The 19,343-nt window shown below is 70.7% G+C and carries 23 protein-coding genes and 1 pseudogene; 10 read left to right on the top strand and 14 right to left on the bottom strand.

Going from position 1 to position 19,343, the window contains the following annotated elements:
- Positions 1–132 precede the first annotated feature (132 nt).
- The 5 genes from IF00_RS0102805 (at position 133) to IF00_RS0102785 (ending at position 4,796) form a co-directional block, all read left to right on the top strand.
- On the top strand, positions 133–393 hold the full coding sequence (locus tag IF00_RS0102805) for a GlsB/YeaQ/YmgE family stress response membrane protein (protein WP_030313809.1): 261 nt from the start codon (positions 133–135) through the stop codon (positions 391–393).
- A 292-nt stretch (positions 394–685) separates the two neighbouring features.
- Positions 686–1,639, top strand: a complete 954-nt coding sequence (locus tag IF00_RS0102800) for an alpha/beta hydrolase (RefSeq protein WP_030313807.1) — start codon at positions 686–688, stop codon at positions 1,637–1,639.
- Positions 1,632–2,798 (top strand): acyltransferase family protein, encoded by a 1,167-nt coding sequence (locus tag IF00_RS0102795; protein WP_030313806.1) that lies wholly within the window; start codon positions 1,632–1,634, stop codon positions 2,796–2,798. The genes IF00_RS0102800 and IF00_RS0102795 overlap by 8 nt, the downstream gene beginning before the upstream one ends.
- A gap of 1 nt (position 2,799) precedes the next feature.
- The gene (locus tag IF00_RS0102790; protein WP_342451024.1) at positions 2,800–4,122 is read left to right on the top strand and encodes a sensor histidine kinase; all 1,323 of its coding nucleotides are present in this window, start codon (positions 2,800–2,802) and stop codon (positions 4,120–4,122) included.
- Positions 4,119–4,796 carry a response regulator gene (locus IF00_RS0102785; RefSeq protein ID WP_030313802.1) on the top strand — a complete coding sequence of 226 codons (678 nt, stop codon included), beginning with the start codon at positions 4,119–4,121 and terminating at the stop codon, positions 4,794–4,796. The genes IF00_RS0102790 and IF00_RS0102785 overlap by 4 nt, the downstream gene beginning before the upstream one ends.
- Before the next feature lie 255 nt (positions 4,797–5,051).
- Here IF00_RS0102785 and IF00_RS0102780 read toward each other — a convergent pair whose 3' ends face one another.
- From IF00_RS0102780 to IF00_RS0102765, 4 genes are all read right to left on the bottom strand, one after another.
- A complete protein-coding gene (locus IF00_RS0102780) occupies positions 5,052–5,387 on the bottom strand; it encodes an SCO4225 family membrane protein (RefSeq protein ID WP_030313800.1) in 336 nt (111 codons plus the stop codon).
- A 377-nt stretch (positions 5,388–5,764) separates the two neighbouring features.
- The gene (locus IF00_RS0102775) at positions 5,765–6,982 is read right to left on the bottom strand and encodes an MFS transporter (RefSeq protein WP_030313799.1); all 1,218 of its coding nucleotides are present in this window, start codon (positions 6,980–6,982) and stop codon (positions 5,765–5,767) included.
- A 7-nt stretch (positions 6,983–6,989) separates the two neighbouring features.
- Positions 6,990–7,457: an ArsI/CadI family heavy metal resistance metalloenzyme gene (locus IF00_RS0102770; RefSeq protein ID WP_030313797.1), complete on the bottom strand. Its 468-nt coding sequence runs from the start codon at positions 7,455–7,457 to the stop codon at positions 6,990–6,992.
- A 38-nt stretch (positions 7,458–7,495) separates the two neighbouring features.
- The gene (locus tag IF00_RS0102765) at positions 7,496–8,863 is read right to left on the bottom strand and encodes an NAD(P)-binding domain-containing protein (RefSeq protein ID WP_030313796.1); all 1,368 of its coding nucleotides are present in this window, start codon (positions 8,861–8,863) and stop codon (positions 7,496–7,498) included.
- Between the two features lie 451 nt (positions 8,864–9,314).
- On the opposite strand from IF00_RS0102765, the gene IF00_RS0102760 reads away from it, so the two are divergent.
- Both IF00_RS0102760 and IF00_RS0102755 read left to right on the top strand, forming a co-directional pair.
- The gene (locus IF00_RS0102760; RefSeq protein WP_030313794.1) at positions 9,315–9,527 is read left to right on the top strand and encodes a hypothetical protein; all 213 of its coding nucleotides are present in this window, start codon (positions 9,315–9,317) and stop codon (positions 9,525–9,527) included.
- 64 nt (positions 9,528–9,591) lie between these two features.
- On the top strand, positions 9,592–9,954 hold the full coding sequence (locus IF00_RS0102755; RefSeq protein WP_030313792.1) for an ArsR/SmtB family transcription factor: 363 nt from the start codon (positions 9,592–9,594) through the stop codon (positions 9,952–9,954).
- Positions 9,955–10,044: 90 nt separating this feature from the next.
- Here IF00_RS0102755 and IF00_RS46735 read toward each other — a convergent pair whose 3' ends face one another.
- Positions 10,045–10,215, bottom strand: coding sequence for a hypothetical protein (locus IF00_RS46735; protein ID WP_245234408.1), 171 nt, complete (start codon positions 10,213–10,215; stop codon positions 10,045–10,047).
- A 147-nt stretch (positions 10,216–10,362) separates the two neighbouring features.
- Positions 10,363–10,812 (bottom strand): hypothetical protein, encoded by a 450-nt coding sequence (locus IF00_RS46730; protein WP_245234423.1) that lies wholly within the window; start codon positions 10,810–10,812, stop codon positions 10,363–10,365.
- A 15-nt stretch (positions 10,813–10,827) separates the two neighbouring features.
- On the opposite strand from IF00_RS46730, the pseudogene IF00_RS46725 reads away from it, so the two are divergent.
- Positions 10,828–10,911, top strand: a pseudogene (locus IF00_RS46725) (GNAT family N-acetyltransferase); the annotation flags it as partial.
- A 93-nt stretch (positions 10,912–11,004) separates the two neighbouring features.
- Here IF00_RS46725 and IF00_RS0102745 read toward each other — a convergent pair.
- Both IF00_RS0102745 and IF00_RS0102740 read right to left on the bottom strand, forming a co-directional pair.
- On the bottom strand, positions 11,005–11,400 hold the full coding sequence (locus tag IF00_RS0102745) for an ArsR/SmtB family transcription factor (RefSeq protein ID WP_051819715.1): 396 nt from the start codon (positions 11,398–11,400) through the stop codon (positions 11,005–11,007).
- A gap of 11 nt (positions 11,401–11,411) precedes the next feature.
- Positions 11,412–11,741, bottom strand: a complete 330-nt coding sequence (locus IF00_RS0102740; RefSeq protein WP_229902042.1) for an ArsR/SmtB family transcription factor — start codon at positions 11,739–11,741, stop codon at positions 11,412–11,414.
- Positions 11,742–12,140: 399 nt separating this feature from the next.
- Between IF00_RS0102740 and IF00_RS0102735 the strand changes: the two genes are divergently transcribed.
- Together IF00_RS0102735 and IF00_RS0102730 are read left to right on the top strand one after the other, a co-directional pair.
- The gene (locus IF00_RS0102735) at positions 12,141–13,256 is read left to right on the top strand and encodes a permease (protein WP_030313787.1); all 1,116 of its coding nucleotides are present in this window, start codon (positions 12,141–12,143) and stop codon (positions 13,254–13,256) included.
- A gap of 117 nt (positions 13,257–13,373) precedes the next feature.
- Complete coding sequence (locus IF00_RS0102730) at positions 13,374–13,886, top strand: GNAT family N-acetyltransferase (RefSeq protein WP_030313785.1); 513 nt, start codon at positions 13,374–13,376, stop codon at positions 13,884–13,886.
- Between the two features lie 80 nt (positions 13,887–13,966).
- Here IF00_RS0102730 and IF00_RS0102725 read toward each other — a convergent pair whose 3' ends face one another.
- The 6 genes from IF00_RS0102725 to IF00_RS0102700 are packed head-to-tail and all read right to left on the bottom strand — an operon-like array spanning position 13,967 to position 19,169.
- A complete protein-coding gene (locus IF00_RS0102725) occupies positions 13,967–14,788 on the bottom strand; it encodes an S-methyl-5'-thioadenosine phosphorylase (RefSeq protein WP_030313782.1) in 822 nt (273 codons plus the stop codon).
- Positions 14,781–15,563, bottom strand: a complete 783-nt coding sequence (gene mtnC / locus IF00_RS40880) for an acireductone synthase (RefSeq protein ID WP_051819713.1) — start codon at positions 15,561–15,563, stop codon at positions 14,781–14,783. The genes IF00_RS0102725 and mtnC overlap by 8 nt, the downstream gene beginning before the upstream one ends.
- Positions 15,563–16,138, bottom strand: coding sequence for a 1,2-dihydroxy-3-keto-5-methylthiopentene dioxygenase (locus tag IF00_RS0102715; protein WP_030313779.1), 576 nt, complete (start codon positions 16,136–16,138; stop codon positions 15,563–15,565). Before IF00_RS0102715 ends, mtnC begins: the two co-directional genes overlap by 1 nt.
- Positions 16,135–16,827 (bottom strand): methylthioribulose 1-phosphate dehydratase, encoded by a 693-nt coding sequence (mtnB, locus tag IF00_RS46720; protein WP_051819707.1) that lies wholly within the window; start codon positions 16,825–16,827, stop codon positions 16,135–16,137. The genes IF00_RS0102715 and mtnB overlap by 4 nt, the downstream gene beginning before the upstream one ends.
- Entirely contained in the window at positions 16,824–17,849 is a 1,026-nt protein-coding gene (gene mtnA / locus IF00_RS46715; RefSeq protein WP_030313775.1) for an S-methyl-5-thioribose-1-phosphate isomerase, read from the bottom strand. Before mtnA ends, mtnB begins: the two co-directional genes overlap by 4 nt.
- Positions 17,850–17,906: 57 nt before the next feature.
- Positions 17,907–19,169, bottom strand: coding sequence for an ATP-grasp domain-containing protein (locus tag IF00_RS0102700; RefSeq protein WP_051819705.1), 1,263 nt, complete (start codon positions 19,167–19,169; stop codon positions 17,907–17,909).
- Between the last annotated feature and the right edge of the window lie 174 nt (positions 19,170–19,343).

Raw genomic sequence — 19,343 nt, 5'->3', positions numbered from 1 at the left:
CGTGCTGCCGACTGCTGTTCGGCACAAGATGTAGTCCGGTTCGCACTCTCCGTCCCGTCACCGCGTCACAGCGACGAACGGCACTGACGAACAGCCCTGACAAACGATTCGCATGGGGAGACAGAAGGAATCATGGGAATATTCGCTTGGATCCTCCTCGGGCTTCTCGCGGGCATCATCGCCAAGATGTTGATGCCTGGAAAGGACCCGGGCGGCATCATTGTCACCACACTCATCGGCATCGCCGGCGGACTGCTCGGCGGATGGCTGGGCAAGGTCGTCTTCGACGTCGATTCCATCGACGGATTCTTCGAGCTGTCCACCTGGATCGCCGCCATCGTGGGGGCGCTCATCCTCCTCGCCGTCTATCGCCTGTTCGCCCGGCGCAGGTGACGCGTCCACGATCCACCACCCGTAGCGACCGCGGTGGCCCCGACATGAGCGAATCGCAACCGAACGTGCCCGTCAGGAAACTCATGTGACGCAATGCCGGGTGACGACGACTCCGGATCTCGTGGAGATCCGGAGTCGTCGCCAAGAGCCGGGCCGGGCCCCCGGCGCCCCATACCCGTAGTACTCCAGAGCTACGCGGCAAGTGTCCCCCCTGGCGGGACGTCGACGACCCCGCGTGATCCATAGTTTCGGCACCGGAATCGAGAGACACCCGGTACGGAAGGACCACGCCATGGCGTCCCGCCCGCGCAGCCGCCGCCTGCGCCGCACCCTGCTCGCCGCCCTCGTCGCCGCCTCCGTGGCGGTGCCCACCGTGGGTGCGGCAGGCCCGGCCGCCGTGCCCGCGCCCGTCCCCGCCCCGCTCGCACCGCTCTCGCTCGCCGTGCCCGGCGAACTCACCGCGCGGTACGCCGCCAACCGCTCCGCCGTCCGGGCCGCCGAAGCCATGGCCGACGCCCACGGCGACCACGGACGCGCCGCCACCCTGCGGGCCATGGCCGGGGAGGACCATCGACTCCTCTCGTTCGACGGCCGAGACGGCGGCCGCAGCGTCGAGGTGTTCGGCGACCTCGTCGGCGCCGTCCGGATAGCCGTCCTCGTGCCCGGCTCGGACACCCGGCTCGACAGCCACCGCTTCCGGTCCGGCGCCGCCGCACTGCAGCGCGAACTGGGCCGCGGGACAGCCGTCCTGGCGTGGCTCGGCTACCGGACCCCCGCCACCCTCAGCGCCGCCGCGACGACCCCCGGTCGCGCCGAGGAGGCCGCCCCGCTCCTCGCCTCCTTCGTCCGTGAACTGGCCACCGCCGCACCGCGGGCCCGCCTCACGCTGCTGTGCCACTCGTACGGCTCCGTCGTCTGCGCCGAGGCCGCGGACCGGCTCCCCGTCGCCGGACTCGTGCTCTACGGCAGCCCCGGCACCGGCGCCGGGCGCGCCGCCGACCTCGACACCGCGGCCACCGTCTGGGCCGGGCGCGGCACGGACGACTGGATCGCCCATGTCCCCCACGTCCGCCTCTCCCTGGTCCTCGGGGAACTCGGCTTCGGCACCGACCCCGTCTCCCCTGAATTCGGCGCCCGGGTCTTCGACGCCGGAACCGGCGGCCACAGCGACTATCTCCGCCCCGGCTCCGTACCCCTGCGGAACATGGCCCGAATCGTCGCGGGGCGGGACCCGGCCGATGCGTGACCTCGCCCTCCGGATCGACGCCGCCACCCCGCCGGGCCGCGACCGCGCCCTCGACGCCCTGCGCGCCCTCGCCATCCTCGGCGTGGTCCTCGGACACTGGCTGGTGACGGCCCTGACCACCGACAGCGGCACCTTGCGGGCCGTCAGCCCGCTGAGCCGGCTGCCCGAGTTCACCCCGGTCTCCTGGGTGTTCCAGACACTGGCCGTCTTCTTCCTGGTCGGCGGACGGGTCGCCGCCGGAAGCCACACCGCCGCCCTCGTCCAGGGCACGTCCTACCGCGACTGGCTCACCGCGCGGCTCGGCCGGCTGTTCCGGCCCGTGGCCGTCGTCCTCTCCGTGTGGGCCGCCGCGGCACTCGTGATGACCCTGGGCGGGGTGCCCTGGCAGACCGTCCACACGCTCGGCAAGCTGGTCCTCTCCCCGCTCTGGTTCCTGCTGGTCTTCGCCGCCCTCACGGCGGCGACCCCGCTGGTCGCCAGGGTGCACCCGCTGTGGCCGTTCGCCGTCGTCGTGCACATCGATGTGATCCGCTTCGGCTTCGGCGGACCCGAGTGGCTCGGCTGGACGAACGTGGCGGCCGGCTGGCTCGTTCCGTACTGCCTCGGGGCCCTGTGGGCCCGGCGCGGCATCAGGGAGCGGTCCGCCGGGCGGGCCCTGCTGATCACGGGCGCTCCGGCCACCGTCCTCCTCGTCGTCCTCGCCGGCTATCCGGCGTCCATGGTCGGCGTGCCCGACGCGGCCGTCTCCAACCTCAACCCGCCCACGCTCGCCGCCGTCACCTTCGGCATCGCCCAGTGCGGCGCGGCGTTCCTGCTCGTCGGCCCACTGCGCCGGGTCCTGAGGCGGCCCGCCGCCTGGGCGGCCGTGGCCCTCGTCAACCTCACCGCCATGACGGTCTTCCTGTGGCACCAGACCGCGATGATGGCCGTCACGATGCTGGGCCTCTGGGCCGGCGGGCTGACCGGGCACGGCCCGGCGACCGGTCTGCACACCGCCCCCGACGGATACGGCTGGGTCCTCGCACGGTTCGCCTGGCTGCCCGTGTTCGGGATCGCGCTGCTCGTGTGCGTCGCCGTCTTCCGTACGTACGAAGCGGGCGGCCGCCGTCCGTCCCGAGTGCGGCGACCCGCCGCGAGAAAGCAGGTACAGCGTGCATAGGGTGGACGTGACCGACAAGGGGGATCGGGTGGGGGACGGTTACGGGCGGGCGCTGGGCGCCGCCCTGCGCAGGGCGCCGAGCACGCTGCGCCGCGACCTGTGGACGACGGCCCGCGACCCGCTGCCGCGTCTGACCTGGTTCGGCCGGCTGCCGCACGGACACCTCGTGCTGCTCGCCGTCTTCGCGGGCGTCGCCAAGATGGCCGAGTACAGCGAGGCGATGAACGGCCTCTCCGCCCCGGTCGAACTCCTCGTGATCCTCCAGGCCGCCTCCCTCGTCCTCGCCCTGAGCCGACCGGTGCCGGCCTGGTGGCTGTCCACGCTCAGCCTGATCCTGACCGCCGAGATCGCCGACACGACCGTCGGACCCGACCTGCTCTGGCCGTGGAGCATGTGGGGCATCGTCGTGCACACCTTCGTGGTGCTGCTCCTCGCGCTGCGCGTCCCCCCTCTCGTCACCGCCGTCACGTTCCTGCTCACGGTGCTCTCCGGGCTGGGCAGCACGGCCGTGCCCTCGGACATCGCGCACAACGAGGACCTGGCCGGCGGCACGCTCGCCTTCGCGATCGCGGCGGTCGTCGGCGCCTCCCTGCGGCTGAGCCGGGTGGCCCGGAACAAACTGGTCGAGCAGGAGGTCCTCACCGCCGAGGAGCGGGCCATGCGCACCGTCCTGGAGGAGCGCGGACGGATCGCCCGCGAACTCCACGACGTCGTCGCCCACCACATGTCCGTGATCTCCATCCAGGCTCAGGTGGCGCCGCACCTCGTCGAGAACCCGTCCGAGGAACTGCGGGAGAATCTGGCGGGCATACGCCAGAACGCCGTCGAGGCGCTGACCGAACTGCGCCGCGTCCTCGGCGTCCTGCGCGCGGAGGACCCGGCGGCCGACTCCGTACGGCACACCCCGCAACCCACCCTGGACCGGCTCGACGAGCTGCTCGACAACGTCCGCGCCACCGGCCTGTCCGTCGACAACGCCACCCGTGGAGAACGCCGCCGGCTCGCGCCGGGCGTCGAGCTGTCCGCGTACCGCATCGTCCAGGAGGCGCTCAGCAACGCGATGCGGCACGCACCGGGAGCCCCCGTGCGGGTGGAGACCGGCTACCTGACCACGGGACTCACCCTCCGGATCACCAACGCCCCGGCCACCCGCCCCGTGGACCCCGCCGCCCTCCCCCTGTCGCCGGGACTCGGCCACGGCCTGCTCGGCATGCGGGAACGCACCGCCATGCTGGGCGGCGAGCTGGTCACCGGGCCGACCGCCGACGGCGGCTACGAGGTGGCCGCCACCCTGCCCCTCGACACCCCCAAGGACGGCACATGACCGGCGGCACCATCCGCGTCCTCATCGCGGACGACCAGATGATGGTCAGACAGGGGTTCACGGTGCTGCTCAACGCCGAGCCCGGCATCGAGGTCGTGGGTCAGGCGGTGGACGGCGCCGACGCGGTGGCCAAGGTCGCGGATCTCTCGCCCGATGTCGTCCTCATGGACATCCGCATGCCCGGCACCGGCGGCATCGAGGCCACCCGCGTCCTCACCACGGCCGCCGGCTCCACCGTGAAGGTCCTCGTCCTGACCACCTTCGACCTGGACGAGTACGTCTACGAGGCACTGCGGGCCGGCGCCTCGGGATTCCTGCTGAAGGACGCCTCCGCCGACGAACTCGCCGAGGCGGTCAGGGTGGTGGCGCGGGGCGACGCCCTGCTCGCCCCCGACCTCACCAAACGTCTGATCGCGGAGTTCTCGCGGCTCAGTGCCACCCCTCGCAGCCCTCTGAAGGACCGCGTCGGGGCGCTGACGGAGCGGGAGACCGAGGTCCTGACCCTCGTCGCCCAGGGCCTGTCGAACGCGGAGATAGCGACCTGTCTCGTCGTGGCCGAACAGACCGTCAAGACCCATGTGAGCCGCATCCTGGTCAAGCTGGGGCTGCGCGACCGCACCCAGGCAGCCGTCTTCGCCTTCGACACCGGCCTCGTCCGGCCGGCCGGCCACTGAAACACGCCCTGACGACACCGGTCAGGGCGAGTTGATGCCCGGATGGCCCCCGAAAGTAAGGGTCAAGGGTAATCCGGGCGCAGGCTGTGCGGGTGGGTGTCGGTCGTGCGCCGTCGCGCACATCGTCGGCCCCCTTTGGTCTGGACGGGTACCCCGAGCCACGCTGAGCCAACGATGTCGACCGCCTCTGCGCGGTACGTACCCTGCTGTCCGGGCTCGGCTCTGGCTCATGGCGCTTTGTGGAGTCGGGGGGTTTCACGTGGTGATGCGGGCCTGCTGCGCCGGGATTCCCCGGAGTCCCCGGTATGCGAGGCCGAGGAGGAAGGAGTGGAGCAGCGCGGAGAAGGCCAGCACAGCGAGGAAGTACCCGGTCGCCAGGCCCGAGTCGCCGTCCGCGAAGTCGGGGAGGAGCAGGACCATGCTGGTCGGCGCAGTGATCAGGAGGATCCAGACGGCCGCGAAGCTGCTGTCTGCGGTCGCTGAGGCGAACAGCATGGGGAGCGCCGCTGCGACCACCAGGCCGAGGTAGACCAGCGAGGCGGGGTTGGCGAACGCGAGCCGGACGAGAGTGCGTGGGCGGCTGTCTCGCATGATCGATTCCTCCTGGACGGGACCGGTGCCGCCGTGTCGACGACGGTTCCATCGTGCGAGGCGCAGCCCCCCGGCGCCTGAGTAGCGCTACTCAACTCGCCGTGGGGCCTGCGCGTTGAGAGCCAGGTAGCTGATCACGGCGGCGGCCGCCGTGAGGGCGGCGACGGTGGTCGGGGTGCGCGCCGGTCGGCGTCGGTCGCGCATGGCCCCTGCGGGCTCACGTGAAGAGCCTCCCCCTGGCGGGCCCGCCGTCGAGGCGTGTTGCTAACCGCGGGCATGCTTCTCCAGACGCCACCCAAGCTCTCTGGCTGAGACCCCTGCAGTGCACACTGGTCCCCAAGTCTGGTCCCCAGACGCTCACACGCCTGGTTCGGGGTCTACCTCGCGATACGGACGGATGTCGCCGTGGCGACGAGCGCTGCCACCACCCCGATACCAGCGAGCGCTCCGAAGAGCTCTGGATAGCCGCCCAGCGGTCCGGCGAGCAGGGCGGCGGCGAAGGGGGCGAGGGCTGAGGCAGTCATGGCTGGAGCGGCGAGGATTCCGGAGAGTCGGCCGTAGTGCCGTGTACCCCAGCGGTCGGTGATCGCGGTCGCCTGGAGGAGAGTGAGGTTGCCGCGGACCATGCCTGCTGCGATCGACACCGCGATCACCAGGCCGTACGGGCCCGGTGTGACGGCGAGGGCCGCGGTGGTCAGGGCGCCCAGTGCGATGAGGGTCGTGGTGCGGACTGTCGTGCCGGTGTGGCGGGCGAGCGGGGCGTAGAGCGTGCGGCCGAGGGTCTGGCCCGCGCCGCCGAGGCCGAGAGCCCAGGCCGCTTGGGATGTGGTGTAGCCGCGTTCGAGTAGGAGCGGGACGAGAGTGACGACCACGGCGTACATCGCGAAGGCCGAGAGAGTGAACGCGACCGCGAGCAGGAGGAACGGTCGGCTGCGGGCGACCGAGCCGGGGCTCGCGTCCGTACCGGCCGGGGAGGGTGCCGCCGGGGGCCAGGGGGCTCTGAGGGCGATCGCGTGGGCCGGGATCGTGACGGCGGCGAGGATCGCCGCCAGCACCAGATAGGTCTCGCGCCACGACAGTTGGTCGGCCAGGGCCGCGGTGAGCGGGGCGAAGACCGTGGAGGCGAGGCCGCCGGCAAGAGTGACGATCGTGAGGGCGCGGACGTGGTCGGGGGCCCACCAGCGGGTGAGTGCGGCGAACGCGGGCTGGTAGAAGGTGGCCGCCATGGCCAACCCGCCCAGCAGCCACCCGGCGAAGAACACCGGAAGGTTCGGTGCCAGGGCCACGATCACCAGACTCAGGACCCCGGCCACGGAGCCCGCCGTCATGACCGTGCGTGGGCCGCGGTGGTCGATGATGCGGCCCACGCGTATCCCGGCGATCCCGGAGACGACCAGGGCAAGCGAGAACGCCGCCATCGTGGCGCCGGTGGACCATCCGCTGTCGGCGGTGATCTGTGGGTTCAGGACCGGGAAGGCGTAGTAGACGATGCCCCAGCTGGTGATCTGGGTGGCGCAGAGCGCGGGCAGAACGGCACGGGGCCGCGACCGGTCCCCTGCTCCGGTCGCGGCTCCGCGGGTGTGAAGGTCGGTCATCGAGAGATCAGCAGCATCCGCCGGCGGCGACCGGTTCACTCGCCTCGTTGTCAGCGGTGGTCGCTGTGCCGGCACAGCAGGTGCTGCCCTGTTGCTTGGTCAGGGTGTCGGCGTCTGCCTTGACGACGTACACCTCCCACGGTTCACGGCCGGGGCCGTGGACCCACACCTTGTCCTGGAGGGCGTAACAGCAGGTGGTGTCGTTCTCCTCCGTCGTCGGCAGACCGGCCTCGCCCAGGCGGGCGGTGGCGGCGTGCACCGCCTCGGTGGTGCCCACCTCGACGCCGAGGTGGTCCAGACGGGTGTCCTCGTTCTCGGCGCCTTCGACGAGGACGAGCTTGAGCGGCGGTTCCTCGATGGCGAAGTTGGCGTAGCCGTCACGGAGCTTGGCCGGTTCGGTGCCGAAGAGCTTGCTGTAGAAGGCGACGGACGCCGCCAGGTCGGGTACGCGCAGGGCGAGCTGTACGCGGGACATCGTGTTCCTCCAGCTGCGGGTGGGTGGATGGGCCGGGGTCAGCAGCCGCCGGAGACGGCCGGGGCTCCGACGCCGATCTGGAGCGCCGTCGGGCTCGCGCAGCAGCCGCCGTCGTCGGTCGGGGTGTCGGCGGGCTGGTCGAAGAGGCCGGCGCCGCCGCAGACCCCGGTCTCGGGGAGTACGAGCTCGACGCGTTCGGCGGACTCACGGTCGCCGGCGATGGCGGCGACGACCGAGCGGACCTGCTCGTAGCCGGTGAGGGCCAGGAAGGAGGGAGCTCGGCCGTAGGACTTCATGCCCACCAGATACACGCCTTCCTCCGGGTGCGCCAGCTCCTTCACACCGTGCGGGTAGACCGTGCCGCAGGAGTGCTGGTTCGGGTCGATCAGCGGAGCCAGCTCGACCGGGGCCTGGAGACGGTCGTCCAGGCCGAGGCGGAGCTCATCGAGGAAGGTCAGGTCGGGGCGGAAGCCGGTGAGGACGATGACCTCGTCGACCGGGTCGAGCCGTCGGCCGTCCTCGGCAACCAGGACCAGGTGCTCGCCGTCGCGCTCGATCGCATCCGTACGGAAGCCGGTGACGGCGTCCGCGTACCCCTCGTCGACCGCGGCCTTCGCCGCGAGGCCGAGGGAGCCGCGGGCGGGGAGCTGGTCAGCGCTGCCTCCGCCGAAGGTGTTGCCCGAGATGGCGCGCCGCAGGATCCAGGTCGCGCGGGTGTCCGCGCCGTCCCGGGACTTCGCGAGAGCCGCGAGCGAGGCGAGAGCAGTGAAGGCGGAGGCTCCGGAGCCGATGACGGCGGTGCGCCGGCCTGCGTAACGGGCCCGCACGGCGGGGTCCTTGAGGTCGGGAACGCGGTAGGAGATTCGGTCTGCCACCGCGCGCTCGCCCAGGGCCGGGAGGCCGTCGGCGCCGGCGGGGCTCGGGGTGGCCCACGTACCGGAGGCGTCGATCACGGCCCGGGCGAGGACGCGCTCCTCGCGTCCGTCGCCGTACCGGATGTGCACGGTGAAGGGCTGCTGCTCGCGGTCGGCGTCGACGACGCGGTCGCGTCCGGTGCGGGAGATACCAGTGACACGGGCGTCGAGCCGGACCCTGTCGCCGAGGACGTCCGCGAGCGGCTGTAGGTACGCGACCGCCCAGTCCCCGCCGGTCGGGTAGGTGTCCGCGTCAGGCTTCACCCAGCCCGTCGGAGCCAGAAGCTTCTCGGCGATGGGGTCGACGACCTCGCCCCAGGCGGAGAAGAGCCGCACGTGGGACCACTCCCGCACAGCGGCTCCCGCCTGGGTGCCGGCCTCCAGGACCAAGGGTTCCAGACCCCGGTCGACGAGGTGCGCGGCAGCGGCCAGACCGGCAGGCCCGGCTCCGACGACCACGACGGGCAACTGGTCGATGGCGGTGACGTTCACGGATCTTCCCCTTTTGATTCGACGTTCGTCGATCTCTTACGTCCTCAGCATGGCACTTGATTCGACGAGCGTCAACATAGACATCCGTCGAAGTCATAACCGCCAAGCGCGTGCCGTCGAAACGAGGCAGCCCGACCGCATTGGCGCGCGCGGCTGCGCCACGCAGCTGCGAGCAGTTCCGGCCGAAGCCGATGACGACCACCGCAGTACGGCTGGAACGAGGCTGGGTGCGGCTCTGGGGACAGCACTACGCTCGCCCGCCATGACCCGGACATCGAGGCACTCGCGCCTCCTCGGAATTGCGGCGACGGTCACCGGATTGGTAGCGCTGTCGGCAAGCCCCGCCACCGCCGATGGCTGTAGCGGGTGGCGGTGCGAGTGGACCTTCTACGGCAACCAGATCGAAGTCGACAACGGCCCCAACCGGGCCGGTAACCAATCGTGGGTATGGGTGTACGACGGAAACGCCGACGGCTCCGCGATCGGGGCGTACATCCAGTGGAAGAACAGCCTGACCTACTCCGACCAGATCGATGACAACGGCTCCGACAACTCCGGCAAGGCCGTGACGCACACCGAGGACGTACTGCGGGTCAAGTTCTGCTTCTACAAGAACGGGGTGCGCGTCGACTGCGAAGACGGGCCGTGGCGCTACGCGCCATAGCAACCCCGGCCGCCCCGTCCACAGAGCCTTTGGCGGTTGGTTCGACATATGTCAACATAGATAGATGTCGAATGTGAAGGTGCTACCTGTACTGGAGCCCGAAATAGAGCCCTGCTGCCCGCCTCTCAACGAGCGGCCGCTGACCGCCGAGGAGGCCGAGCGGACCGCTGTCATGTTCAAGGCACTCGGCGATCCGGTCCGGCTGCGGCTGTTCTCGTCCGTCGCCTCGCACGAGGGCGGCGAGGCGTGCGTCTGCGACATCTCCGACGTCGGCGTCTCCCAACCCACGGTCTCCCACCACCTGAAGAAGCTGAAGGAAGCCGGGCTGCTCTCCTCGGAACGGCGCGGCACCTGGGTGTACTACCGCGTCGAGCCCACCGTGCTCGCGGCCATGGGCGCCCTCCTCACCAAGGCGGCTTCGACCTGACCGACCTCACGGTCGCCGGGGTGCTCTCGGCAGGACTTTCACGTGACGGCGGCAGGCCGGGCGATGCTGATCACCGATGCTTCGGCACCGTCATTCGTGGCGGGAGAGCTTCACCGCCGAGACCAGCAGGATCAAAGCCGGCGCAGGAATCAATACCGCACCCGCCGCAGACCCTGCGACCATACCCATGATGAAGCGCAGGTTCGCGCCAAGTACCGCAAAGCTGCCGTCCCGGCTGTAGCGGGCAAACGCAACGAGCATCGTCGGCAGGGAGACCAGCAGGGAGGCGCGGTCCGGATGTCCTCTCCGAAGAGCAGCACGTGGGAATCAGCAGCCCGCCGCCGGCCCACACCCATGATCGCGGCGACCACCACGATGCCGAACCCCGCCACCACGCCAGAAGGCACCTCAGCCCACAGCGGCAGGTCGAGCGTCCCCAAGGTCGTGGTGCGGGTGACCACGAGGGCAGCCGCCATCAGCACCATCAATCCGGCCAGCACCTTGTAGAGGCCGGCGGTGCGCATGCGCACCGCCCAGGAAGCTCCGGCCCACGCACCGAGCAGACTGCCGGCCAGCAGGTTGCCCCGCGACGGGCCAGCGTGCGGCCACCGCCGCTGCCGGGACCGCCGGAAGTCGGGTGGGCAGCGCGACCAGGACCACGACCAGGCTCATCGCCTCGTTCAGGATGACGGCCGACAGAGCGGCGAACCCGAACAGGCCGATCAGCAGCGGCTGCCTGAACTCCGCGCCGCCCAGTCCGATCATTCCGCCCAGTACGCCGATGGCCGCTTCCGCCCCGAACACGACGGGTGCCGAGCGCGTCGATCGAAGCGGAACAAGGTTCTGGTCCGTGGTCACGACAGGCATCCCCACGGCACGCGTGAGCGCGTCGGCCGCCACCACGGCGTCTGGCGCGACACCGTCCTCGTGGAGCGTCGCAGCCCGCACATCGACTGACGCGAGCAAGCCCGGGCGCGCGCCTGCCCGCATGCAGGTAGGCCACGGCAGAACGGCGCCGCCGCCCCTGTTCAGAGGCGGCGGCGCCGAACGTCAGGATGCCTGGGCCGCCAGAGAGCTCTCTCCCTTACCGGCCTTCTCGGTGTCGGCGAGGAACTCCCCCAGCGAGGCGAGAACGCCGGGCGCCGGACGGTAGTACACCCAGGTGCCGCGCCGCTCGGAGGTGAGCAGGCCCGCTTCCCGGAGCTTCTTCAGATGGTGGCTGACCGTGGGCTGTGAGACGCCTACGTCGGCTATGTCGCAGACGCATGCCTCACCGTTGGGGTGCGAGGCCACTCTGGACAGGAGGCGGAGTCGGACGGGGTCGGCCAGCGCCTTGAACATCGCCGCCATGATCTCGGCGTCCCCTTCGGACAGCGCGGCGGTCACGATGGGTGGGCAGCAGGCGGCAGGGGCCGCACCGGGTATGCGCGGGGTCGACTTGGTCAAGGGGCCGGTCCTCAAGCCGAGGCCGCGGGGCGGCCCATGACGGCGTCGGCAGCACTGGGGAAGCAGGCCACGCAGGCGACGTTGATGGAGTAGAGCATCGAGGTCCCCTGGCGCTCGCGCAGGACGAATCGCACGTCGGCGAGCAGCTTCAGGTGGTGGGACACCGTCGACTGTCCGACGCCCATCCGGTCCACGATCTCTCCGACACTCATCGGCCCGGTTGCCAGCGCGAGGAGATTGAGGATCTGCACGCGGGTGGGGTCGGAGAGGGCCTTGAACCAGGTTGCGTAGGACTCGGCCGTGCTTCGGTCGATCAGCTGGGCATTCATCGTACCGCTCATGATCCATCGATGTTATTCGATGACCACCCGCGACGGCAAGGTTCGCTCCACGCAGATGGGGCCTGCGGAGGGCCCGCTGAGGCCCGCCAGCGCCACAGGCGCGCCCGAGACTGCGGGCGTGAGCGACTGTGTAGACACCACATGGAAGGTAGCCACGCCAGTGCGACCTGGGAACAAGGCTCACTTCCCGGCAACCGCCACCGGAAGCGCAGGGCGGGCTTCTTCGGCGCGACGAGGGACCTCGGATCCCCATTGCCGGGCATCTCTTTAATCGTCTATCATCGATATTCGATAAAGGGGATGCCGATCGAGCCTCCCCACGCGGCTCGCCACGTCCCCCGTACGCCCCTTCACGGCGCCGCTCCCCCTCATGTGTCACCGTCTCAGAGAGGTTCACCTGTGGACGAATTGCTGGCCCTTGGCCGGTTCATCCTGTTCGAGGTGCTGCACTATCTCCCGTGGTTCCTGGTCGCCATCGTCCTGGGGATCGCCGTACAGCGTCTGTCGATCGACGTGGTTGCGCGCCGCAGCTTCGCCCACGGGCGCAGGGGCATCCTCGGCATCGCCATCGTCACGGCCATCGGAGCGTTCAGCCCCTTCTGCTCCTTCACTGTGATCCCCCTGATCCGCCGCTTCCTGATAGCCGGCGTCCCGCTCTCGGCGGTCATGTCGTTCTGGATCGCCTCCCCCTCCATGGACCCGGAGATCTACGCGCTCTCCGCCGCTCAGCTCGGTCTCCCCATCGCCACGGCTCGCCTCATCGGCGCCCTGGTGCTGAGCTTCGGCGCAGGTCTCATCGTCCTGGCGCTCGAACGGCGTGGGCGCTTCGCGGATCCGCTGCTCGACTCCACCGAGGAGAAGAAGCCCGCGAAGACCTGCTCTCAGGAGACGGTGACCGTTCCCGAGACGGCATGCTCCACGGCGAAGGCGACCGTGCCCGAGCCAGTGACTGTCGGTGGCGGCGTCGGCGGCACGTCCGAGGGCGGCTGCGGAGGTGCCGCACAGGAGCCCGCGCCCGCGGCAGGAGGCTGCTCCACCGCCGCACGGGACGACGAGGACGACGACGGGACTCCGTGGCGTGTGCTCGTCCGGCGTGACATCAAGAACCTGCGCGCCGGCGAGATCCTCAAGGAGATCGTCAGCGACTCGCTGATCCTGGGCAAGTGGCTGCTGCTCGCCATCGTCCTCGAAGCCCTGATCGTCCGCTACGTGCCCACCGACGTCGTGTCGGGCATCCTGGGCACGGACGGCGTCCTCTCCGTCCTGGTCGCCGGGCTCATCAGCGTCCCTCTCTACCTCAACGGCGTCGGTGCGATCCCGGTCGTCGAGGGCCTCCTGGACCAAGGCATGGTCGCTGCCGCGGGTGTCACCTTCCTCCTCGGCGGTGCCATCACGACGATCCCGGCGATGGTGGCCGTCAAGAGCGTCGTCAAGGCGAAGGTCTTCGCGTTCTACCTCGGCGTGGGCCTGCTCGGCAGCGTGGGCATCGGCCTGGTCTCGCTGGCGATTCTCTGACCTGGAACTCCTCCTCACCCCCCACCCACGCTCCTGTGGCGGCCGGCGCCGCCACAGGAGCGTCGCCGTACCCGCCCGTGCGCAGCTTCCAGGAGCGCACCCGGAAAGGAGCCGAGCATGGCCACACCCCGACGCACCACGATCGCTCTCGCCCCCATGACCGACGACCATGCGTCCGCCGTCATGGCGATCTACCAGCAGGGCATCGACGAGGGAAACGCCACGTTCGAGACGGTCGCACCGCCGTGGAGCGTCTTCGACACCTCCAAGCTGCCGGCCCACCGGCTCGTGGCGCTCGACCCGCGACGGCGGGTCGTCGGCTGGACGGCGGTGTCCCGCGTCTCGGCTCGTCCCGCCTACGCGGGGGTCGTCGAGCACTCCGTGTACGTCAGTCCCGCGGCGCGCGGAGCCGGCGTGGGGCGCGCGCTTCTGGAGGCGTTGATCGACTCCACGGAGAAGGCGGGCATCTGGACGGTCCAGGCCGGCATCTTTCCCGAGAACGTGGCGAGCCTGGCCCTGCACGAGTCCGCGGGATTCCGCGTGCTGGGCCGTCGGGAGCGCGTGGCCCGCCACCACGGCGTCTGGCGCGACGTCCTGCTGGTGGAGCGCCGTAGCCCGGTGGTCCAATGACTGATGCCGGTCACCACGGTGACCGGCATCAGTCTGCATGTCTCTGATCGGTGTGGACACGGCCCGTACCGACCACCATGTCAGGGGAGCTCGAACGGCAGGTCCATCCCGTCCAGCGCCGTCGCGCACGCGCAGGCCCGCTCGCGCTCCAGGACGTCGACGGTCTTCAGGACCAGGCCCTTCAGGCGTTCCACGTTCGCCGCGAACACACGGAACACCTCGTCCTGCGAGACGCCTTCTCCGTGCTCCACACCCGCGTCGTAGTCGGTGACCAGGGCTATGGAGGTGTAGCAGAGGGCGAGTTCACGGGCGAGTACGGCTTCGGGGTGTCCAGTCATGTTGATCAGGGACCAGCCTGCCGAGGCGTACCACTGGGACTCTGCCCGGGTGGAAAACCGGGGGCCTTCGACGACCACCATCACTCCCCCGTCGTGGACGTCGGCGCCCGCCTCCCCCGCGGCCTTGAGCACGGCCGCGCGGCCCGACGCGCAGTACGGGTCGGCGAACGACACGTGGGTCGCGCCGTGCTCGTAGTACGTCTGTGCGCGGCCGGCGGTCCGGTCGACGAGCTGATCGGGGAGGACGACGCTGCCGGGGCCGAGAGAACCGCGCAGCGAGCCGACGGCGCAGGGGGCGAGGACCTGCCGTACTCCCAGCGAGCGCAGGGCCCACATGTTGGCACGGTAGTTGATGCGGTGCGGGGGGAGTTCGTGGTGGCTGCCATGCCGCGGCAGGAAGGCCACTCTGCGGTCGCCCACGGTGCCGACGGACACCGCGTCGGAGGGTGCGCCGTACGGGGTGGTGACCTCGACGCGCTGTACCGATTCCAGGAGTTCGTAGAAGCCGCTGCCGCCGATGACCGCGATGTCGGCCTTCGGCGCCGAGTCGGACGGATCACTCATCGTCTGGGTCCTCCTGCGTCTGCGTGTCGACCAGGGCCGTGGAGCTGCCCTGGCCGGGTCGGGGAACGAGTGGGGTGAGAGAGGCGACGGCCTCGTGGCCTGTCACTGCCGCGCGTTCGTCGTCGGGGCGGCGCACGGCCACCGTCTGCCAGCCGGCCTCGGCCGCGGCGTCGAGCTCGGCACCGACGTCGCTGACAAACAGCAGGTCGGCGGGTGCGTGCCCCAGCTCCGCCGCGATCGCACGGTAGGAGTCGGCGTCCGCCTTGGGGCCGGCCGTCGTCAGGTCGAAGTAGCCGTCGAGCAGCTGACGCAGGTCGCCGTGGGCAGTGTGGCCGAACCAGTCCCGCTGGGCGGCAACAGAGCCGGAGGAGTAGATGAAGCGGCCCGTTCCCTGTGTCTGCCAGTACTCGAGTGCGGGCGGCACGTCCGGGTACACGTGACCGTGCAACTCGCCCGCAGCGTAGCCGCCGGACCAGATCAGTCCCTGCAGCGTCTTTAGGGGCGGCGCCTTCACATCGGCATCGGCCCACTGCTCCAGGAGCGCCAGAGCGCTCGCCTCGTCCTGGGCCTCCCCGGTGTATGCGGTGACCGCGTCGAGGATCTGCCGCCAGGGGGCGGTGCCGCGGCGAGCGGCGAGCCAGGGAGCAAGCCGCTCACGCGCGTAGGGGAAGAGAACTTCCCGTACGTGACTGAGGGAGCCGGTGGTTCCCTCGATGTCGAGCACGACGGCCCGCAGCCCGATCTCGGGAACGCGGGCCCGTCGGCTGCCCGGCATCAGCCTTCCCCAAGGAGCGCGTCGAGGCGGGGGAAGCCTTCGGCGATGGGCTCCTGGGTGAAGTCGCCCACCCAGCCGTCCTCCTTCTCGAAGAACCGGATGGCGCAGAAGTCCGGTACCGGACCCATGTCGAACCAGTGCCGGGTGCCGGCCGGGACCGACAGAAGGTCACCTGCCTCGCACACCACGGCGTACACGCGGTCGTCGAGGTGCAGGTAGAAGCAGCCGGTGCCGTGGGCGAAGAACCGGACCTCGTCCTCGGCGTGCCGGTGCTCGTCGAGGAACGTCGAGCGTGCCTTGGCCGCACGCTCCTGCCACTCCGCTCCTTCCTCTGGGTGCAGACGGGCCACATCGACAAGGCGCAGCCCCTGGTCGGCGCACAGCTCGTCGACCTCCGACCGATAGGCGTCGAGCAGTTCCTCGGACGTCGTCTGCGGAGTCACCTCTGCGCGCTGCGGCCAACGAGTGAAGGAGACCGACCGTTCGCGCAGGGCCTGCGCGATGGCGTCCTCGTCGCGGGTGCGGAGCAGGACGGTGTCCGGCGCGTCGTCCGGCATGATCTGCAGCAGTGTCATGGCGCGGTCCTGTGGTCGGGTGCCTGCGCGGCACGGGAGACATGCAGCTCGGCGTGGGAGAGCACGAGCAGTTGGCAGAGCGATTCGAGGCACTCGAGCCGGTTCTTGGCCTGGCCCAGCGAGTCGCCCCACGCGGTGATGCCGTGGTCGGCCAGGAGGAGCCCGGGCGGGCCGTCCCGGTCCGCCGTGAGGTGGGCGGCCACGTCGTCGGCGATCCGGTCGACCTGGGGCCAGTTGGGGAACACCGGCAGGTCCGCGAAGGTCGGATCCTTCAGCCCCAAGCCCTTGAGCAGCTCGAAGCGCTCCACTCGGACCGAGGTGACAGCGTCCCGGGCAGCGGCACTGTGGGCGACAACGGTGGCGTACGGGGAGTGGACGTGGATGACAGCGCGGGCTCCGGTGACGCGGTAGATCGCCGCGTGGATGCACGTCTCCGCCGAGGGGCGGTCCTGGCCGGGATGGGACGCCTGGCCGGTGCGGGCGGCGACCTCGACGACATCCCGGGCGGTCAGTTCGCCTTTGTCCCGGCCGCTCGCCGTGATCAGCGCGCGGCCGGGTTCGTCGGGCAGCCGCATGGAGATGTTGCCGGAGGTGCCCGGCATCCATCCGCGCTCGTACAGGGTGCGGGAGATGTCGGCCAGCTGCTGGGCGGTCTGCTTGCCGGCGGCGGTGGACGGCGCGTAGGTCATGCGCTCACCTCGGATGCGTGGTGGACACCGTGCTCGGAGACGATGGCGGAGATCAGGGAGGCGGGGGTGACGTCGAAGGCGGGGTTGTACGCGCGTGTACCGAGCGGGGTGGTGCGGGTCCCGCCGTAGAAGGTCACCTCGTCGTCGGCGCGTTCCTCGATGACGATGTCCCGGCCGTCGGCGAGGGACCTGTCCCAGGACGATTCGGGGGCGACGACGATGAACGGGATGCCGTGGTGGGCGGCGGCGATCGCCAGCGCGTAGGTGCCGATCTTGTTGGCCACGTCCCCGCGCGCGGTGATGCGGTCGGCTCCGACGAGGACGCAGTCGACGAGCCCCTGGCTCATGGCCGCGGCGGCCGCGCTGTCGACGCACACGCGGTGCGGCACACCGGCTTCGGCCAGTTCCCAGGCCGTCAGCCGGGCTCCTTGCAGGAGCGGTCGGGTCTCGTCCACGAGGACCTCGGTGACCCTTCCGGCGTCGGCGAGCGCGAGGATCGTGCCGAGGGCCGTACCCACGGCGGCGGTCGCGAGCCGGCCGGTGTTGCAGTGGGTCAGGAGCCGCAGGGACCGCTGCGGGCAGCGGTCCCGTACCGCCTGGACGGCGTGGGCGACCATCTGCCGGTTGACCGCCAGGTCCTCGTCGATCATGGCGGTGGCTTCGGCCAGGACCGCGTCCGGACCATCATCGAGCCTTGCGAGAGCCCGGTCGACGGCCCAGGCCAGGTTGACGGCCGTCGGGCGCGCGGCGGCGAGCCGATGCGCGTCGGCTCGCACGGCCTCATGCCCGTCGCCGGTGCTGCCCTGCGAGCAGTGGGCGTACGCCGAGAGCGCGACGCCCAGGGCCCCCGCGAGACCGATGGAGGGGGCGCCCCGTACTGCGAGGGTCGTGATGGCGGTGACGACGTCGTCCACAGTGCTCAGGTGCAGGAACCGCCGCTCGTGGGGCAGCGCGCGCTGGTCGAGGGTGACGATCGCGTTGTCGTCCCAGCGCAGTGACGGCTGATCGGAGGGCTTGCTCACGGGCGGCGGCTCCTTGGGGCCTGAAAGGTGGAACCGGTCGGTCTGACGGTCAGCCGGTCAGCCGGTCAGGGGACGAGCCCGCAGTTCGACCAGGGTGGGAGCCGCCTCCACGTCGGCGGTCACCTGCTCGTGCTCGTCGCCGACGGCGATGACATAGCCGTACCGGTTCATGTACGCCCGGGGCGGGAGGGCGAGCCGGGTGCCGGGGCCGGCCGTCGCGACCGCGCTGTGAACCGTCGGCCCGAAGAGGTCGGTGCGGACGGTCACTTCGACCGCCTCGCAGTCGCGCTCCGGGTAGAGGAACCTGATGGCCGCGGTCTTCTGCGCCTTCGGCGCGGTGTCGGGGACGAGTCCGGCCGCCACGTGGGCGGCTGCGACGGCGGGGTCGGTCCCGGTGGCGAGCATTCCGATGAGGGGGATGAAGTCGCCGCCGAGGCGAGCGTTGATCTCTACGAGGCGGGGCCCCTTGGGGGTGAGCTTGAACTCCGTGTGCGTGGAGCCGTGTTCGAAGCCGAGCGCCTTGTGGATGCGGTGCAGCTGGTCGAGGAGTTCAGCGTCCTGGAGGAGGGGGTCAGCGGCGTCGACCGTGTGGCCGGTCTCCTCGAAGTACGGGTCCATGCCGACCTGCTTGCGCGCCACGATCATCGGGGTGCACACGCCTTCGACGACAACCGCGTCGATGCTGATCTCGGGGCCGGTGAGGTACTCCTCGACCAGGACGTCGGCCTCGTAGCGGGGTACTCCGGGCCAGTTGGCGGAGCTGGCCGCCTCGAAGGCCGCTTCGACGGCGTCGCCGTGGTCGGCCCGGACGACACCGAGGCTGCCGGCGAGTCCACGGGCCTTGACCACCACGGGATAGCCGGTCGCGTCGGCCGCACGACGTGCCTCGGCCGCCGTGGAGACCGCGGTGCAGGCCGGCTGTGGCACGTCGGCTGCCGTCAGCCGCGCCCGGGTGGTCGCCTTGTCGCGGCAGGCGAGCACCGCGTCGGGCGCGCTTCCGGGCAGCCCGAGGGCTTCGGCGAGTCGCGCGGCGGCGTGCACGAGGGACTCGTCGTAGGTGAAGACCCCCGCAACGGGCAGCTGTTGCATGATCTTCCTCGCCTCGACCAGGAGTTCGTCGAGGTTCTTGGTGTCGAGGAGCGTGGTCCCCTCCACGTACGGCAGTTGCCAGCTCGGCTCGTGGGCGTCGAGGAGCCACAGGCGGAAGTGGCGGGAGACGGCCGCCACGATGTACTCCCGGTAGCGGCGGTCGCCGCTGCCCATGAGGAGAAGGACCGGTGCCTCGGTGTTGGACGACTGCGCGTGGGGCGTGGCGGCCATGATGGGAAACCTTTGTGTCGACGTGTGGTCGGGGCCGAGGCCGGCCGACGGAACGGGGTAGGGCCCAGGTCGGCAACGGCGCTGTCGGCCGACGGCCGGAACCTTGCCAGCGTTAAGCGATGTATGTCAATAGATCGATGAATAGCCGAAAGGTCACCCCTTGGCGGACGCCAC

This window comes from Streptomyces flavochromogenes, from assembly GCF_000717595.1.
GTDB lineage: Bacteria > Actinomycetota > Actinomycetes > Streptomycetales > Streptomycetaceae > Streptomyces > Streptomyces flavochromogenes.
This window is presented reverse-complemented; position numbering and strand designations above follow the sequence as displayed.

Bases quoted from the DNA above. Each gene is read 5' to 3' on its own strand.
- IF00_RS0102805 (WP_030313809.1), top strand. From the start codon at position 133: ATGGGAATATTCGCTTGGATCCTCCTCGGGCTTCTCGCGGGCATCATC.
- IF00_RS0102800 (WP_030313807.1), top strand. From the start codon at position 686: ATGGCGTCCCGCCCGCGCAGCCGCCGCCTGCGCCGCACCCTGCTCGCC.
- IF00_RS0102795 (WP_030313806.1), top strand. From the start codon at position 1,632: ATGCGTGACCTCGCCCTCCGGATCGACGCCGCCACCCCGCCGGGCCGC.
- IF00_RS0102785 (WP_030313802.1), top strand. From the start codon at position 4,119: ATGACCGGCGGCACCATCCGCGTCCTCATCGCGGACGACCAGATGATG.
- IF00_RS0102780 (WP_030313800.1), bottom strand. From the start codon at position 5,387: ATGCGAGACAGCCGCCCACGCACTCTCGTCCGGCTCGCGTTCGCCAAC.
- IF00_RS0102775 (WP_030313799.1), bottom strand. From the start codon at position 6,982: ATGACCGACCTTCACACCCGCGGAGCCGCGACCGGAGCAGGGGACCGG.
- IF00_RS0102770 (WP_030313797.1), bottom strand. From the start codon at position 7,457: ATGTCCCGCGTACAGCTCGCCCTGCGCGTACCCGACCTGGCGGCGTCC.
- IF00_RS0102755 (WP_030313792.1), top strand. From the start codon at position 9,592: ATGTCGAATGTGAAGGTGCTACCTGTACTGGAGCCCGAAATAGAGCCC.
- IF00_RS46735 (WP_245234408.1), bottom strand. From the start codon at position 10,215: ATGCTCGTTGCGTTTGCCCGCTACAGCCGGGACGGCAGCTTTGCGGTA.
- IF00_RS0102740 (WP_229902042.1), bottom strand. From the start codon at position 11,741: ATGAGCGGTACGATGAATGCCCAGCTGATCGACCGAAGCACGGCCGAG.
- IF00_RS0102730 (WP_030313785.1), top strand. From the start codon at position 13,374: ATGGCCACACCCCGACGCACCACGATCGCTCTCGCCCCCATGACCGAC.
- IF00_RS0102725 (WP_030313782.1), bottom strand. From the start codon at position 14,788: ATGAGTGATCCGTCCGACTCGGCGCCGAAGGCCGACATCGCGGTCATC.
- mtnC (WP_051819713.1), bottom strand. From the start codon at position 15,563: ATGCCGGGCAGCCGACGGGCCCGCGTTCCCGAGATCGGGCTGCGGGCC.
- IF00_RS0102715 (WP_030313779.1), bottom strand. From the start codon at position 16,138: ATGACACTGCTGCAGATCATGCCGGACGACGCGCCGGACACCGTCCTG.
- mtnB (WP_051819707.1), bottom strand. From the start codon at position 16,827: ATGACCTACGCGCCGTCCACCGCCGCCGGCAAGCAGACCGCCCAGCAG.
- IF00_RS0102700 (WP_051819705.1), bottom strand. From the start codon at position 19,169: ATGGCCGCCACGCCCCACGCGCAGTCGTCCAACACCGAGGCACCGGTC.